This window comes from Poseidonibacter antarcticus (genome assembly GCF_003667345.1).
Lineage (GTDB): Bacteria > Campylobacterota > Campylobacteria > Campylobacterales > Arcobacteraceae > Poseidonibacter > Poseidonibacter antarcticus.
Map to the genome: position 1 here is coordinate 371,505 of NZ_RCWF01000001.1, position 17,153 is coordinate 388,657.

15 protein-coding genes are annotated in these 17,153 nt (G+C 25.2%); 11 read left to right on the forward strand and 4 right to left on the reverse strand.

Features of this window, described 5'->3' with window-relative positions:
• Nucleotides 1–75: 75 nt before the first annotated feature.
• The 3 genes from D9T19_RS01830 to D9T19_RS01840 form a co-directional block, all read right to left on the reverse strand.
• Complete coding sequence (locus tag D9T19_RS01830; RefSeq protein WP_121626488.1) at nucleotides 76–1,269, reverse strand: ArsS family sensor histidine kinase; 1,194 nt, start codon at nucleotides 1,267–1,269, stop codon at nucleotides 76–78.
• The gene (locus D9T19_RS01835; protein ID WP_121626489.1) at nucleotides 1,266–1,928 is read right to left on the reverse strand and encodes a response regulator transcription factor; all 663 of its coding nucleotides are present in this window, start codon (nucleotides 1,926–1,928) and stop codon (nucleotides 1,266–1,268) included. Before D9T19_RS01835 ends, D9T19_RS01830 begins: the two co-directional genes overlap by 4 nt.
• 176 nt (nucleotides 1,929–2,104) lie before the next feature.
• Complete coding sequence (locus D9T19_RS01840) at nucleotides 2,105–2,746, reverse strand: recombinase family protein (protein WP_121626490.1); 642 nt, start codon at nucleotides 2,744–2,746, stop codon at nucleotides 2,105–2,107.
• Between the two features lie 198 nt (nucleotides 2,747–2,944).
• On the opposite strand from D9T19_RS01840, the gene D9T19_RS01845 reads away from it, so the two are divergent.
• Genes D9T19_RS01845 through D9T19_RS01875 form a run of 7 tightly spaced genes read left to right on the forward strand, consistent with a single transcriptional unit; the run spans nucleotide 2,945 to nucleotide 9,084 of the window.
• A complete protein-coding gene (locus tag D9T19_RS01845) occupies nucleotides 2,945–3,499 on the forward strand; it encodes a UbiX family flavin prenyltransferase (RefSeq protein WP_121626491.1) in 555 nt (184 codons plus the stop codon).
• A 2-nt stretch (nucleotides 3,500–3,501) separates the two neighbouring features.
• Nucleotides 3,502–3,993, forward strand: coding sequence for a pantetheine-phosphate adenylyltransferase (coaD, locus tag D9T19_RS01850; protein WP_121626492.1), 492 nt, complete (start codon nucleotides 3,502–3,504; stop codon nucleotides 3,991–3,993).
• Nucleotides 3,984–4,550: a dTMP kinase gene (tmk, locus tag D9T19_RS01855; protein ID WP_121626493.1), complete on the forward strand. Its 567-nt coding sequence runs from the start codon at nucleotides 3,984–3,986 to the stop codon at nucleotides 4,548–4,550. The genes coaD and tmk overlap by 10 nt, the downstream gene beginning before the upstream one ends.
• Nucleotides 4,543–5,778, forward strand: a complete 1,236-nt coding sequence (gene hisS, locus D9T19_RS01860; protein ID WP_121626494.1) for a histidine--tRNA ligase — start codon at nucleotides 4,543–4,545, stop codon at nucleotides 5,776–5,778. The genes tmk and hisS overlap by 8 nt, the downstream gene beginning before the upstream one ends.
• 2 nt (nucleotides 5,779–5,780) lie before the next feature.
• A complete protein-coding gene (speA, locus tag D9T19_RS01865) occupies nucleotides 5,781–7,589 on the forward strand; it encodes a biosynthetic arginine decarboxylase (protein ID WP_121626495.1) in 1,809 nt (602 codons plus the stop codon).
• Nucleotides 7,579–8,343, forward strand: coding sequence for a serine O-acetyltransferase (cysE, locus tag D9T19_RS01870; RefSeq protein WP_121626496.1), 765 nt, complete (start codon nucleotides 7,579–7,581; stop codon nucleotides 8,341–8,343). Before speA ends, cysE begins: the two co-directional genes overlap by 11 nt.
• Before the next feature lie 6 nt (nucleotides 8,344–8,349).
• On the forward strand, nucleotides 8,350–9,084 hold the full coding sequence (locus tag D9T19_RS01875) for a sulfite exporter TauE/SafE family protein (RefSeq protein WP_121626497.1): 735 nt from the start codon (nucleotides 8,350–8,352) through the stop codon (nucleotides 9,082–9,084).
• Nucleotides 9,085–9,208: 124 nt separating this feature from the next.
• Here the strand turns inward: D9T19_RS01875 and D9T19_RS01880 are convergent, their stop codons facing one another.
• The gene (locus D9T19_RS01880) at nucleotides 9,209–11,683 is read right to left on the reverse strand and encodes an aconitase family protein (protein WP_162984523.1); all 2,475 of its coding nucleotides are present in this window, start codon (nucleotides 11,681–11,683) and stop codon (nucleotides 9,209–9,211) included.
• Nucleotides 11,684–11,804: 121 nt separating this feature from the next.
• Here D9T19_RS01880 and D9T19_RS01885 point away from each other — a divergent pair, with 121 nt between their 5' ends.
• From D9T19_RS01885 to D9T19_RS01900, 4 genes are all read left to right on the forward strand, one after another.
• Complete coding sequence (locus tag D9T19_RS01885; RefSeq protein WP_121626499.1) at nucleotides 11,805–13,166, forward strand: phospholipase D-like domain-containing protein; 1,362 nt, start codon at nucleotides 11,805–11,807, stop codon at nucleotides 13,164–13,166.
• A gap of 1 nt (nucleotide 13,167) precedes the next feature.
• Nucleotides 13,168–13,899, forward strand: a complete 732-nt coding sequence (locus tag D9T19_RS01890; protein WP_121626500.1) for an endonuclease/exonuclease/phosphatase family protein — start codon at nucleotides 13,168–13,170, stop codon at nucleotides 13,897–13,899.
• An 89-nt stretch (nucleotides 13,900–13,988) separates the two neighbouring features.
• Nucleotides 13,989–16,802: an excinuclease ABC subunit UvrA gene (gene uvrA / locus D9T19_RS01895; RefSeq protein WP_121626501.1), complete on the forward strand. Its 2,814-nt coding sequence runs from the start codon at nucleotides 13,989–13,991 to the stop codon at nucleotides 16,800–16,802.
• Nucleotides 16,802–17,146, forward strand: a complete 345-nt coding sequence (locus tag D9T19_RS01900) for a DUF309 domain-containing protein (RefSeq protein ID WP_121626502.1) — start codon at nucleotides 16,802–16,804, stop codon at nucleotides 17,144–17,146. The genes uvrA and D9T19_RS01900 overlap by 1 nt, the downstream gene beginning before the upstream one ends.
• Nucleotides 17,147–17,153: the final 7 nt, after the last annotated feature.

A 17,153-nucleotide genomic window follows, 5' to 3' on the forward strand; every position in this document is an offset into this window, starting at 1 on the left:
AATTTGTATGAAGTAAATATAAATAAGGCAAAGAAAAATACTAATACTTTAATTATGAGTAATATAATCTTCTTATTAAGTAATTATTCTAAAAATATTTTTATCATTTTGATGTTCATATTTAAAATCAAAATCATGCATATCTAAAATTGATTTAACTATATAAAGTCCTAATCCCATACCATGATTTTTTGATTTTACATCATTATGAAAAGGTTTAAAGTATTCTTCAAATTCTTTTTCTAGTTTTTTTCCATTAGAAATAAATAAAAGTTCATTATCTTTTTGTTCAATTTGTATTTTACCATCATACGAATATCTCAATGCATTATCAATTAAATTTTTTACTACCATTGATATTAAAGATAAATCCGCATTGATTTTGTCTTTTGGATTGATATTTAAAAGAATTTTTTCTTTTTGATTATCCAATAATAAAGTATTAAGTGCATCATCGAGGATTAATGATAAAGAAACATTATGTTTTGCTATTTTATAATTTTTTGAAACAACTTGTTCCACTTTTGAAAAATCATTAATTAAAAAATCGAGTCTTTTAAAAATATCAATCATTCTATTTTTTTGCTTTTCATTATCTATTAATTCACTTACAATTCTACCTTTTGCAATTGGTGTTTTTAATTCATGCATTATTGTTCTTAAAAAAAGTTGTCTTGAATTAAGCAATAATTCAATCCTTCGAACTGCTTTATCAAATTCATTTGATACTTCTGCTATCTCATCTTTTTTATTACTTTTACAAGAAATTGATAAATTCCCATTTGAAACACTTGATATATTATTTTTTAACTCTTTTAATGGTTGTAAGCTTTTGATTAACCATAAATATAAGAAAATCAAGAATAAAAATAAGAAAATAAAAATAAGATACGGGGAATATGAAGGATTAAAAATTCTAGGATCTTTGAATAATACTCTAAAAAAAGGATTTGCTATATGTAAATAATAAGATTTTTTATATACAAATAATTCAAAGCCTCTTTTTGAGAAAATTACTTCTGCATTATCTAATATTTTTTCATGATTATTTTCTAATGTAAAAGATAAACGTTGTAAATATTTAATAGTATCTTTTCTATCCATCTTTTTATCTCTTAAATAAGATGAGATATTTACATAATAATTTTCTATTTTTTTATATTCTTGCTTCTTTTCATAATCAACGTATAAAAAAAATAATGCAAGTAAAATTGAAATAAAAAAAAGAAATATTAAAGAAATTTTGGTTGTAATTGAGTTTATATTCATTGTGCTAATTTGTACCCTAAGTTACGAATTGAAAATAAATATTTAGGATTTTTTGAATTATCATCTAATTTAGATCGAAGTCTTCCAATAATTACATCTAAACTTTTACTATAGCTATCACTTAAACTTGAACATTCATTTACAATTTGTTCTCTTGAGACAATTGCATTCTTATTTTCAAGAAGAGAACTTAAAACTTCATATTCTGCTTGAGTTAATACTAAATGATTATTCTTAAATACTATTTCTTGTTTAGATTTAATTAGAATAAAATCACTTTTACTTTCAACTTTTGAAACTCTATTTACACGTCTTAATAAACTTTGAATAACTGCATACATTTCTTTTGGGTCATAAGGTTTAGGAAGATAATAATCAGCTCCAATTTGTAAACCCATAATTTTATCTGTAATATCACTTCTAGCACTTGAAATTATAATTGGGATATCATATTTTGAGGATATTTCTTTACAAACATCTAACCCATCTATTCCAGGAAGAGTTAAATCAAGTATCAATAAATCATATGAAGATATACCAGCACTTAATCCTAAATATGGATCTTCATAGTTAGTTATTTTAATATTATATTTTTCTAAATATTCCCCTAAAAATAATGAAAAATCAGGATCATCTTCTATCATTAAAATATTAATCATATATTACCTTCGTATATTTATTTTATTACTCACTTCATTAAAATTATAGCTTTAGAAACTGAAGATATCAATAATTAATAAAAAGTATAAAATATCAGTTTAAATAATAATTTAATAAAAAGTAAATGAAAGTAAACATAATCACATAAAGATACTTACAACTTTTATTTTATATATTAACTAAGAACGTCAATATTATTAGCTAAGTTTTGTCTAATATTTCTTTTTTTTACATAATTATTTAAGCCAATGTGATTATTATATCCTAGAAGTTTAGCTATTTTTCTTACAGAAAGACCAACTGAGAGTAACTCTTCTATCTTGTCTCTTTGTTTATCAAATTTAGATTTTTGAATTGTACCAACTGGTTTACCTAAGCTAACACCTGATAGTTTTTTTGCTGTTAATGCTTCTTTGGTTCTCAAACTCATAAGATCTTTTTCTAAACTAATTGTCATAGATATCATTCCTAAAATCATTTGAGTTAACATATCTTTATCATCAACTAATTCAAGATTTTGATTAATAACTAGTATTCTAATTTTATTTGATAAAAGAAACTTTGTAATCTCTAAAATCCTTTCAATTGTTCTTCCAAAAACATTTAAGTCATATACTATAATAGTAGAATTTTTTTCACAATTTCTAAGTAATTCTAATATATTTTTTTCATCCTTTGGCATACTTATATCTATCTCTATATTTTTATAAACATCAATATTATGTTCTTTTACATAATTATTTAATATGTTTTTTTGATCCTGTGTATATTTTTCATTATTTTTATTTATTCTAATATATGTAAAAACATTTAACATTTATAATTCCTTAACAATAAGTATAATATTTATACAAAATGTTATCAGGTTAACCTTAAATATTTCTTAGTATTATCTCAAGAATAGGCTTTTTAAGGTACTTTATCTATATGTGTTAACACATGTAGTTATACAATTTGAATTAAAAGTCTTTTTTTGATATTATCTTTTTAAACAAAAAAAATTAAAAGGCATCTAGTGAAAATTACAGTTGCGATATCAGGTGCCAGTGGTGCTAGTTTAGGACTTAATTTTGTTAAAAAAATCCCCTCAAATATTGAAGTTTATTTAGTACTTTCTAAGAGTGCAAAAATTGCATTAAAATTAGAAAATGGAATTACAGTAAAAGATACATTTAAAGAATATAAAAATGTAAAAATATTTCAAGATTCTAATATAAGTGCTCCCATTGCATCCGGTTCATTTAAAGTAGATAAAATGATTATTATTCCATGTTCTATGAATACTCTTGCAAAATGTTCTGTCGGAATTTCAGATTCTTTAATTACAAGAGCTTTTACAGTTATGTTAAAAGAAAACAGATGTATAATTCTAGCGCCAAGAGAAATGCCTTTTAATTCAATTGCATTAGAAAATATGCTAAAATTATCAAAATTAGGAGTAACCATTGCACCTCCGATTCTTGGATACTATTCAAAACAACAAACATTAGAAGAAATGGAAAATTTCTTAATCGGCAAATGGTTCGATTTACTAAAAATTGATAATAACTTATATAAAAGATGGGAATAAAAATGCCTAAAAATATTAAAGAGAAAGAATGTTATAGAAGAGCCATATATAGTGGTACGTTTGATCCAATTACAAATGGTCATTTAGATATTATTAGACGTGCTGCTAATATATTTGATGAAGTAATTATTGCTGTTGCAAAAAGTGAGAGAAAAAAACCTATGTTCACTCAAGAACAAAGAGTAGAATTTACTCATGTAGCTACACATCATCTTCCAAATGTTAGAGTTGAAGGGTTTGACACGCTTCTAGTTGATTTAGCAACACAATTAAAAGTAAATACTATAATTCGCGGTTTACGAGCAGTTTCAGATTTTGAATTTGAACTGCAAATGGGTTATGCCAATGCTTCTATTAATAATAAAATTGAAACTTTATATCTTATGCCAACACTAGAAAATGCTTTTGTTTCTTCAACAATTGTACGAGAAATAATAAGATTTGATGGTAAGTTCCAACACTTAGTACCTAAAGAAGTTGTAGAATGTATGTAGTTGTTGAAGGTATTGATACAGCTGGAAAATCAACACAATTAAATTTATTACAAAAAAAATATACAAATGCAATTTTTACTAAAGAACCAGGTGGAACACAAATTGGTATAAAATTAAGACAAATGGCCTTAAATGGTGAAGCGAAATCAAAAATTGCTGAGATGTTTTTATTTTTAGCAGATAGAGCTGAGCATATTGAAGAAGTTATTGTTAAAAATAAAAATAAACTTGTAATATCTGATAGATCATTAATATCAGGTATTTCTTATGCTTCAACTTTTCCATTAACAAAAATGATTGAACTTAATTTATTAGCTACTAATAATATATTACCAAGTCACGCAATACTTCTAGAATTAACGCCCAAAGAGTTAAAATTTAGATTATCTCAAAAAGAAAATGATGCAATTGAATTAAGAGGAATTGAATATTTAATAAATATTCAAAATAGAATGAAAGAAACAATACTTAAACTTGGAATAAATCATCTATTTATAGATGCCAGTTTAAAAATAGAAGAAATAGAAAAACAAATAGAGGATTTTTTAAATGAGTAAACAAGAGAATAAAGCAACAATTCAAAGCCTAAGAGGGATGAAAGATATAGTAAATGATGAAAGTACACTATTTACATATTTTGTAGATAATGCATCTGCTATTGCTAAAAGATATGGATTTTCATATATGGAAACACCTATTTTAGAAGAAACTGCTTTATTTAAAAGATCAGTTGGTGAGAGTTCTGATATTGTAAACAAAGAAATGTACAACTTTACAGATAAGGGTGGTCATGAAGTTTGTTTAAGACCAGAAGGAACAGCAGGAGTTGTAAGACACTTTGTTGAAAAAAAACTAGATCGTGCTGGTGGAACTCAAAGATGGTACTATTATGGACCAATGTTTAGATATGAAAGACCTCAAAAAGGACGCTTAAGAGAGTTTCACCAATTTGGTTGTGAAGTATTTGGAGTAGATTCTGTTTATGAAGATGCCAATATTATAATGATGATAAAAGATATTTTAGACTTCTTTGAAATTGGTTTTAAATTACAGTTAAACTCTTTGGGTGATATGAATTGTATGCCTCAATATAAAGAGAAACTTATAGAACACTTAAATGGTTTTAAAGATGAACTTTGTGAAGATTGTCAAAAAAGAATTCTTACAAATCCGATTAGAGTATTAGATTGTAAAATTGAATCATGTCAAGCAAAACTAGTAGATGCTCCAAAAATTACTCATAATTTATGTGAATCTTGTAATACTGATTTTGAAAAATTAAAAGAAATATTAGACTTTAATGATGTTGAATATGAAGTTGACACTAATTTAGTTAGAGGATTGGACTATTATTCAAAAACAGCTTTTGAATTTGTATCAAATGATATTGGTGCGCAAAGTGCAATAGCAGGTGGTGGAAGATACGATAGATTAGTTGAATTTCTAGGAGGTCGTCCTACTGCTGGTATTGGTTTTGCTATTGGAATTGAAAGATTATTAGAACTTGTTAAAATGAAAGAGAGTAAAAAAGATATTATTTATATTGGTGCTTTAGATGAAGCTTCTTTAAATACTGTTTTAAAAGTTGCAAATACAAAAAGAAAAACAACTAAAACAATTATAGAATATACTCCAAGAGGTTTCGGAAAGCATTTTAAACTTGCTGAAAAAACAGGAGCAAATATAGTTGCATTAATTGGTGAAAAAGAACTAAATGAAAAAAGTATCTATATTAAAAACATAGATACAAGAGAAGAAAAAACTATAAAGATAGAGGAATTCTAAATTTGAATAATTATGGAATTGATATTTGGGATGATGGAAATTTTTTAATAGAAAATGGATTAGCAAAAGTAAACTATGAAAATAAACCTTCATTATTATCTATTGTAAAAGAAGTGCGAGAACAAGACTTTAAAGGACCACTTCTTTTAAGATTCCCTCACATAACAAAAAAACAAATAACTACTTTATACAATACTTTTAATGCAAGTATCCAAGAGTATAAATATAAAGGAACATTTAATGCAGTGTTTCCTTTAAAGGTAAACCAATTACCCTCTTTTGTTCATCCGCTTGTTCAAAGTGGGAAAGAGTTTAATTATGGTTTAGAAGCAGGAAGTAAAGCTGAGCTTATAATTGCAATGACATATAATAATCTAAATGCACCTATTACAGTTAATGGTTTTAAAGATAAAGAAATGATACATTTAGCTTTTATTGCAAAAGAAAAAGGTCATAATATAACACTTATTATTGAAGGTATAAATGAGCTTGAAACAATAATAGAAGTACAAAAGCAAACTTCTTTATCTTCACCAAATATTGGACTAAGAGTTAGACTTCACAGTGGAGGTAGTGGTATTTGGGCAAAAAGTGGTGGAATAAATTCTAAATTTGGATTAACATCAACAGAAATACTTGAAGCTTATGAAATGATAAAAGAACATGATATGATTAATTATTTAACTATGATTCATTTTCATATTGGTTCTGCTATGAACTCTATAAAACCTTTAAAAAAAGCTCTTCGAGAATCTGGACATATTTATGCAGAACTTAAAAATCTAGGTGCTAATAATCTTAATGCTATAAATATTGGTGGTGGATTAGCTGTTGAATATAGCGCATACGAAAGAAGTAGATTTTATTCACTTCAAGAGTTCGCAAGTGATGTAATATTTACATTAAAAGATATTGCAAAACAAAAAGGCGTTGAAGAGCCAAATATTTTCACAGAATCTGGGAGATTTATATCAGCTTCTTCAAGTGTTTTAATTACACCTGTACTTGAACTTTTTTCATCTGAATATGAACTTGAACATTTAAATTTAAAAGAAAAAAATCCTCCATTAATTGAAGAACTAAATGCACTTTATACAGATATGGCAAAAAGAACATCTTATGAATATATGCATGATGCTATTGATTATATGGAATCATTATTAACACTATTTGATTTAGGTTATATTGATTTACAAGATAGATCAAATGCTGAGATATTAACTCATCAAATTATAAAACAAGCTATTAATAAACTTGAAGTTGAAGACTATGAAGAGTTAAAAAAACTTGATGAAAATATACAAGAAAAATATTTATTAAATTTTTCTATGTTTCAATCATTACCTGATTATTGGGGAATAAATCAAGAATTTCCTATAATGCCTCTAACACATTTGGATAAGAAACCAACAAGAAGTGCTTCATTATGGGATATTACTTGCGATAGTGATGGAGAGTTACCATTTGATTCTAAGAAACCTTTATATTTACATGATGTAGATTTAAATAAAGAAGATTATTTTATAGGATTTTTTAATGTTGGTGCATATCAAGATACTTTAGGTATGAGACATAATTTATTTTCACATCCAACTGAAGTAAATGTTATTTTTAAAAATGGTCAAATCGTACTTGATAAAATTAATGAATCACAAACAATTATTGATATACTTGAAGATATTGATTATGATACTTCAGATATTGAGAAAAGACTTAAAGAGAATTTAGATATAAATACATATAAAATATTAGAGAAATATTTAAATGAAAATAATTATTTAAAAACAATTTGGAGTTATAATGATAAATGAAGATGAGAAGACAGAAGAAAAAGAAGAAATTAAAGAAAGTATTTCTTTTTGGGCTCAAATAAAAGAAGACTTCAATGTCCCAAAACTAAATGATCCTGCATTAGATTCAACTGTTGAACTATTTTTTAACTACCCAGGTGTTTGGGCTATTATAAATCATAGAATTACAAGTAAATTGTATTGTAAGGGATGGAAAAGAACAGCTAGAATTTTAGGTGGATTAGCTTCAATTTTAACAAAAACTGATATTCACCCAGCTGCAACTATTGGTAGACGTGTATTTATAGATCATGCTATTGGTGTAGTTATTGGTGCTACAACAATAATTGAAGATGATGTTTTAATTTATCAAGGGGTAACACTAGGTGGTGTAAGTCTTGATAAAGGTAAACGACACCCTACTATTAAATCAAATGCGGTTATAGGAAGTGGTGCAAAAGTTTTAGGTAATATAACAATTGGAAAGAACTCAAAAGTTGGAGCAAATTCTGTTGTTGTTTGTGATGTTCCAAAGAACTCAACTGCTGTTGGAGTTCCTGCAAAAATTATCAAAAAAGATTCTAAAAACTGTAAATTAGCTCATAATGATTTACCTGATATTAATAAAGAGATGTTCAAATATCTAATTGAAAGAATTCACGTCTTAGAAACAGCTATTAAAGAAGAAGATGGAATTGATGTAAGTCAAAAAGATAAAAAACTTGAAGAAGATTATAATAAATTCATTAATGCAATGAATTCTATAAAGAAGTAAATTATAATGTTTGAATTAGCTGCTTTTGGAGTTATAACTGGTTTTATATCTGGTTTCTTTGGTGTTGGTGGTGGTATGATTTTAGTACCATTGCTTTTAGTATCAGGATATGTAATGAAAGAAGCAGTTGCTATTTCAATTATGCAAATGGTATTTTCATCAATTTATGGTTCTTTCTTAAACTCTAAAAAAGCAAAAGGAGTTTTAAAAGATGGAATTATTATTGGAATTGGTGGTTTCGTAGGTGGCTTACAAAGTGGTTATATTGTAACAAATGTATCAAATGAGTTTTTGCAATATTTATTTGTATTAATTTTATTTTATTCAGTTATAAAAATATTTATAACTCCAGCTGAACACGAATGTGAACAAAAATCCAAAAATAAATTAACATTATTTATCATAGGTTTCTTTACAGGTTTAATTGCCATGAGTATTGGAGTTGGTGGTTCTGTTATATTAACTCCTATTTTAATAGGCTTTTTGAAATATGATTTAAAAGCAGCTACTGCACTTGGGTTATTTTTTGTAATATTCTCATCTATTGCGGGATTTACATCTTTATCATTGAGTGGACATATGCTTTTTACTGAAGGTTTAATTGTTGGTATAGGTTCATTAATTGGTGTTTATTTTGGAATTATACTTAAAAATAAAGTTCATTCAAAATCATATAAAAGATATATTTTAATTCTAAATACTATAATTTTAGTAATAATGTTATATAAAACATTTTTGTAACCACTTTGTAATTAAAATAGTTTACAATTACTTTATCAGACATTAGTTAAAATAAAAAAGATTACGCGACGGTCTTTTTTATTCTTTTTAAATACAACTGCAATTGTATTTAAAAAATTTCTTCCTATTTTATAATGTCTTTTAATAAATACTCCATAATTCCACCATTTTTATAATACTCTACTTCCATAGGATTATCTAATTTAGATTGAACAGTAATAACTTTTGAATTATTATCTTTAATAATCTCTAAATCAATTTTATCATTTACTATTATTTTATTACTTTTTATATTTATAATTTCAAAGCCTTTTAATTTTAAAGAATCTATATCATCATCAATAAATTCTAACGGTAAAATACCAAGCTTTATTAAATCATTTTTATATTTCTTAGAAAAAGATTTTGCAACTATTACTTTTACTCCTAGAATCTTTAAACCTTTTACTGACCAATCATTTATTTTTCCACGTCCAAATCTATTTCCTGCAAAAATTATTAATGGTGTATTATCCGCTTTCATTCTTAGTGAAAAATCATATATAGAAATAATCTCACTTGTTTGAAAATCTTTTGTATATCCACCCTCTTTAGGACTAACTATTCTATTTTGTAGTTTAATATTAGATAGTATTGATCTTATCATTACTAAAGCATTTGCATGTCTATTTTCATAAGTATCAAATTCATCAGGTCTTAATCCAAATGATTTAAGAAATAATGCACAAGGAGAATATGAAGTTATATTCCCTAAAGGAGAGATATCTTCTGTAGTTATATTGTCATCTAATAAAGCTACAATTTTTGCATTTTTTATATCAATTTTTTCTAAATTTTTAATATCAAAAATATCTATTTTACTAATATACGTAGAATTTTTATCATACATATAACTTGAAAAATCTTCATATTCTAAAGTTTTCCAATATTCATCACCTTCAAATATATTTTTATATAAGTCTTTATACATAGAATAATCTATTTTTTCTAAATATTCATTAACTTCATTCATACTAGGCCAAATATCACCTAAATATAAATCTTGAATAATATTTTCTTTTGTAATATCAAAATTTATATTTCCTTTTAAAGTATATGCAATTATTAATGCAGGAGATGTCATCCAATTAGATTTACTTAAATTATTAATTTGATTTTTTATATTTTTGTCAGATGAGAATAAAGAAGATACATTTAAATTAAATTTTTCAATATCTAAACTAATACTTTCATTTAATTTAACATCTTCTTTTTTTACAATTTTGAAACCTAATTTTTCCATATATTTAAGTAAATCAAGTTTTTCTAGAAATTGTTTTTGTATTAAAGAATCAAATATTATATATCTATTAATATTTTTATTTATACCTATTCCAATTTCACATGCCTTTTTAGCAACAAGTGATGCTTGAATTAATAATGATGGATTTGTTTTATTATCACATATATCAATAATTGCTAAGACAATATCATTATCTTGTACAAAGCTACCTTTTTTAAATGTTTTTAATTTACTTGTTAATACATTTGCAGAAATTTCTTCATCAATAGGTTTTAATGCAATTAAAATAGGTTTTACTAATGATAAATCAAGCTCTAAATATTCATCATATTTCATTATCTTATCTGTTAAAAACAAACCTTGTTTTTCATAATATGTTTTTATAAGTGTTGCATTTACACCTCTTGTTTGTTCAATAAAAAAAATAGTATTCTTATCAACAGGAAAATATCCACATTTCCCTTTACACTGTAGCACTAAATTTGATAATACTGTTCTATCTTCTAAAGATATATTTTTTAATCCATCACCATAAAATTCTACTATTTTCCCATTAATTCTACTATTTATTAAAATATTTTTTAATTCAAAAAAAACATCTTTAAAACTTGTACCTTGACCAAGAGAACCTTTAATTTCAACCCCGATAATAGAAGGAAAGTCTATACTTATAAATGAATCAAGAATAGCTGCTTGTATTTCAATTCTTCCAATATTTAAACCTAACATTCCTAAAGAATTTATCATTGTACTATGAGAATCTGTTCCAACTAAAACTTCAGGGCAAAGAATATCTTTATTATCACTATGGCATAAAGATACTACTGTTGATAAATATTCTAAATTTACTTGTGATATAATATTTTTATTTGGTGGAATAATAGAGATGTTCTTATATTTATTACCAATATATTTAAGAAAGGTATATCTTTCTTTATTTTTTTGTTCATTTTTATCAAAATTATCAACTACAACATCAATCATTACTTTTGGATTAATTAATTCAGTGTTATTATTTATCTTATGTATATGCTCATTCATACAATTAAAATCCAATAAAACTGGTACAGAGTTCAATTCATTCATAATTATTCTATTTGAATAAAGTTTAATTTGATTTAAACTACTTCTATTAATAAAAATATTAATTACATCATTAATCTCGTTTTTATTTGTATTTCTTATATTTTGTTCTAATAATATTTTTAATGTATATGGTAAGCTTTCTAGTTCAGGATAGTTTTCAATTATTTTTTTTAAATTATAATAATTGTAATTTTTATCATTAAATTCGAAATTATTTATAAATTTATTCAAACTATCTCTTTTCATTTTTTGTTAGTTAAACCTATCTAAATTCACTTTAATAATTAATTATTTAAATGAATAAAATAGAAAATAGTGTAGAATGTTATATTTTATTTTTTAAAGGAACTTTTTGAATATCGAATTCTCAAATATTATTATTTATATACTTCTTTTATTACGAGAATTTACTGTTATGCTAGTTCTTATTCATATGGTATATAAAAGAAGAGAACCATCTACAATGATAGCTTGGATTTTATTTGTACTTCTAATCCCATATTTAGCAGTTGTTTTATATTTTATATTTGGAAGTAGAAAAAGAAGAAATAAATATAAAAATGAAAATATCCACATAAGAAAAATTCCAAAAAATTCTAAAACACAATACGATGGTATTTTCAAATGTCCTACAGCTGGTGAATTAGAAATTTTTACAGATTATGTAAAAGTATATAATGAATTTATATCTTCGATAAAAGAAGCAAAAAAATCTATATTTATTAGTACTTATGTATTCAAATACGATAATCTTACTAATGAGATTATAGAACTCTTAGAAGAAAAAGCAAGACAAGGTGTTGAAATTAGAATTTTAATTGATTCATTAGGCTCATTGTCAGTATATTTATTTCAAAACAAATTAGAAAGATTAAGAAATCTTGGTGCAGAAATAAGATTCTTTATGCCTATTCTTAGAATACCATTTAGAAATTATATAAATCTAAGAAATCATAGAAAAATATATATTTTTGATAATAAAAAAGTATTAAGTGGTGGAATAAATCTTACAAATGAATATTTTGGAAAAGAGTATAATGACGCACAATGGGAAGATATTCTTTTTTCTTGTAAAGGTGATTGTGTAAGAGATTTTTTCACAATTTTTGCATCTGATTGGTTTTATGCATCAAAAGAAAAATTGAATTTCAATACTAAAATTGAAGAAACAAATAAAGATACACAAATTAGAGTAGTCCCAAGTGGACCTGATGTAAAAAGAGATCCTTTGTACGAAATTATATTAAATTCAATATTTTTAGCAAAAAAAAGAATTTGGATTGTGTCTCCATATTTTGTTCCAAATGAGACTCTATCAAAAGCTTTAATTATTGCAAAACATAAAGGTATAGATATAAAATTAATAACTCCAAAGAAATCAAATCATTTTATTGCAGATATAACAAGAAGCTCTTTTATGAGAGAATTACAAGATAATGATATTGAAATAAAACTATATAAAGGTTCAATGCTTCATGCAAAAGCAATACTTTTTGATGATAATTTAGCAATGATAGGAAGTGTAAATTTAGATAATAGAAGTCTTTTTCTAAATTATGAAGTTGCAACTTTTGTATATTCTTCTAAGGTGATTTTAAATCTTGAAAATTGGATGGAAAATCTTTTAAAAAATTCTACAGGAAATATGAAAAGTGCTTCTCATATAAGAATATTCTTTGAAAACTTTATGCGAATAATCGCACCACAATTATAATATGTTAAAACCGACTCAAACAATTAGTTATCTAAAACATCAAGATATTAAAAATAAAGATAGTTTAAATATTTTATGCTGGAATGTAGCTAAACTTACACAAAAAGATATTTTTAAAGATTTTTTTAAAGAATTAATAAAAAAAGAAAAACTAAACTTTTGTGTTTTACAAGAAGTCAAAGGTAATATTAATTCTTGTAATAAAATATTTGAAAACTTCTCTTTTGTCTTATCTCCAAATATCCAAACAAAGAAAAATATTTATGGTGTTGCAAATATTTTTAATATTTCTTGCCTAAGTAATGAAATATTAATTACAAAAAAAAGAGAATTAAAACTAGCTACATATAAAAGTATTTTAATTACAAAACATATATTAAATAACAAAAATATAACAGTTGTAAATATTCACGCCCTTAATTTTGTTGGATATGAAGATTTTAAATATGAATTAGAAATTCTAAAAGAACATTTAAAAAATTATGATGATGCTCTAATAGTTGCAGGAGATTTTAATACATGGAATAAAAAAAGAGTTTTATTATTAAATAAATTTTGTAAAGAATTATCCCTAGAAGAAGTTAGTTTTAATAATGATAAAAATATAAAAAAAGTATTTAACAATTCTCTTGATTATATATTTTTTAGAGCTTTAAAATTAGAATACTCAAAAGTAATTAATATAAAGTCAATTTCAGATCATAATCCAATAATTGCATCATTTACTATTTGATACTTTTGTTTATTTTAGTGTATCTTTAATAAACAATTAGCTAACACTATAATATAATATTAGCTTCAAAATTTAAAGGCTATATAATTATGACAGATACTATTAAAATTTTTAATGCTAAAGAAAACAACTTAAAAAATATAAATTTAGAAATACCAAAAAACAAACTTATTGTATTTACAGGACTTTCAGGATCTGGGAAATCAACTCTTGCTTTTGATACTTTATATGCAGAGGGTCAAAGAAGATATATCGAATCTCTTTCTTCTTATGCTAGACAATTTTTAGATAAAGTTGGTAAACCTGATGTTGAAAGAATTGAGGGCTTAACACCAGCAATTGCAATTGACCAAAAAACAACTTCAAAAAATCCACGTTCAACTGTTGGGACTATTACAGAAGTATATGATTATTTAAGATTATTATATGCAAGAATAGGAAAACAACATTGTCATAAATGTGGTAAACCAATCTCACAAATGAGTGCTTCTGATGTAATTAATCAAGTATTAACTCTTCCAGAAAATTCAAAAATAATTATGTTGGCACCCTTAATTAATAGAAAAAAAGGAACATTTGTTGACCTTCTTGAATCTTTAAGAGGGAAAGGTTACGTAAGAGCTATGATTGATGGAGTTATGGTAAGACTTGATGAAGAAATAGAACTAGGTAAATCAAAAATGCATACAATAAAAGTCGTAATTGATAGAGTTGTAGTAAAAGAAGAAAATAAAGAAAGAATCGCACAAGATGTTGAAAAAGGTTTAAAAGAGAGTTTTGGAGAATTAGAAATTGAAGTATTAAACCATGAAGAATTAGGAATTGAAAAGCATATTCATTATTCTGAACATATGGCTTGTTTTGATTGTAAAATTTCATTTGAACCCTTAGAACCTTTATCTTTTTCATTTAACTCACCAAAAGGTGCTTGTCCTTCATGTGATGGACTAGGTATTAGATACGCGCTTGATATGAAAAAAGTTATAAATGAAGAGTTACCAATTGAAGAAGGAGCTGTTAGAGTAATCTATGGCTTTAATAAAGGCTTTTACTTTAAAATGCTTATTGCTTTTTGTGAAGCTGCCGATATTGATATAACAATTCCATTTAAAGAATTACCCCAGTATCAAAGAAAAGCTATTTTACACGGTGGTGTTGAAGAAGCTAAATTTGTATGGAAAAAACATTCATTAAAAAGAAAATGGGAAGGTGTTGTAAAAATAGCCTATGATATGATTAAAGATGAAAAAGAAATGGCTGAATATATGACTGAAAAAGTTTGTGATGATTGTAATGGAAATAGACTAAAACCATCATCTCAAAGTGTTTTCGTTGCACAAAAAACAATTGGGGATATTTTAAATATCCCAATAGAAGATGCTCATGCTTTTTTTCAAGATGAAAAGAATTTTAGCTACTTATCAGAACAAAATAAACTAATTGCAACACCTATTTTAAAAGAAGTAAAAGAAAGAATTTATTTCTTATATGATGTTGGTTTAGGTTATATTACATTAGGACGAGATGCTAGAACTATTTCAGGTGGAGAAGCACAAAGAATTAGAGTAGCTTCACAAATTGGTTCAGGACTTACAGGTGTATTATATGTATTAGATGAGCCATCAATTGGTTTACATGAAAGAGATACAAGTAAACTTATTAAAACCTTACGAGCTTTACAAGAAAAAGGAAATACTGTAATTGTAGTTGAGCATGATAAAGAAACAATTGAAGCTGCTGATTATGTAGTTGATATTGGACCAAAAGCAGGAAAATATGGTGGTGAAATCGTATTTGATGGAACATTAGAAGAAATGTTCAAAGCCAAAACATTAACTGCACAATATTTAACAGGTGAAAAGAAAATAGATTATGTTCACAATCGTCCACAAGAAGAATTTATAAAAATAAAAAATGTAACTTTAAATAATATTAATGATTTAAATGTTCAAATTCCTCTTAAAAACTTATGTGCAATTACAGGTGTTTCAGGAAGTGGGAAATCTTCATTAATCTTGCAAACATTATTACCTGTTGCAAAAGAGCTTTTAAATAATGCAAGAAAAGTAAAAAAAATTGATGGTGTAGAAATTGAAGGTTTAGAAAGTTTAGATAAAGTTATATATTTAGACCAAAGCCCTATTGGAAGAACACCAAGATCAAATCCAGCTACATATACTGGATTAATGGATGAATTAAGACTATTATTTTCAAAAACAAAAGAAGCAGAAATAAGAGGTTATAAAATAGGACGTTTCTCTTTTAATGTAAAAGGTGGAAGATGTGAAAAATGTCAAGGTGAAGGTGAAATTAAAATAGAAATGCACTTTTTACCAGACATTATGGTTAAATGTGATGATTGTCAAGGTCAAAGATACAATGCCCAAACACTTGAAATTTTATACAAAGGAAAAAATATTTCTGATGTATTAAATATGAGTGTAGATGAAGCATTAGAATTTTTTATAAAAATTCCAAAAATCCATGCAAAACTTCAAACACTTAGTGATGTTGGATTAGGATATATTACATTAGGACAAAATGCAGTAACATTAAGTGGTGGTGAAGCACAAAGAATTAAACTAAGTAAAGAATTAAGTAAAAAAGATACAGGAAATACTCTTTATATTTTAGATGAACCTACAACTGGACTTCATTTTGCTGATGTTGATAGACTTACAAAAGTTTTACATCATTTAGTTGATTTAGGAAACTCTGTTTTAGTAATTGAACATAATCTAGATGTTGTTAAAAACTCTGATTGGGTTATTGATATGGGTCCTGAAGGTGGAAATAAAGGTGGGTTAATAGTTGATGAAGGAACTCCCGAACAAATAGCTTCAAATCACAAAAAATCAGGTTCGCATACTGGTTATTATTTAGATAAAGAGATAAATCAATAATGTATGATAAATCGAAATTTACACAAGATTTAGCTATTGATAGATTTATTTATGCAGTTGAAAATAATTTTTATGTTGAAGCTCATGAATTATTAGAAGATGATTGGAATCTTTATAAAAAACAAGGCCAAAAGAAAAAAGCCTTGGTTTTAAAAGGACTTATCAATGGAGCAACAGCCCTAGCTTTGTACTTTGAGAAGAATAGACCAGCTGGATATAAAAAAGTCTGGCCAGTTTTCTATAAATATCTACCTTTATTAGATGAAGTAACATTAGATAATAAAGATAGATTTTATTTTGCAAAAGAATTATTAATTAAGAAAAATAATTTAATTAACATCTAAACTTTAT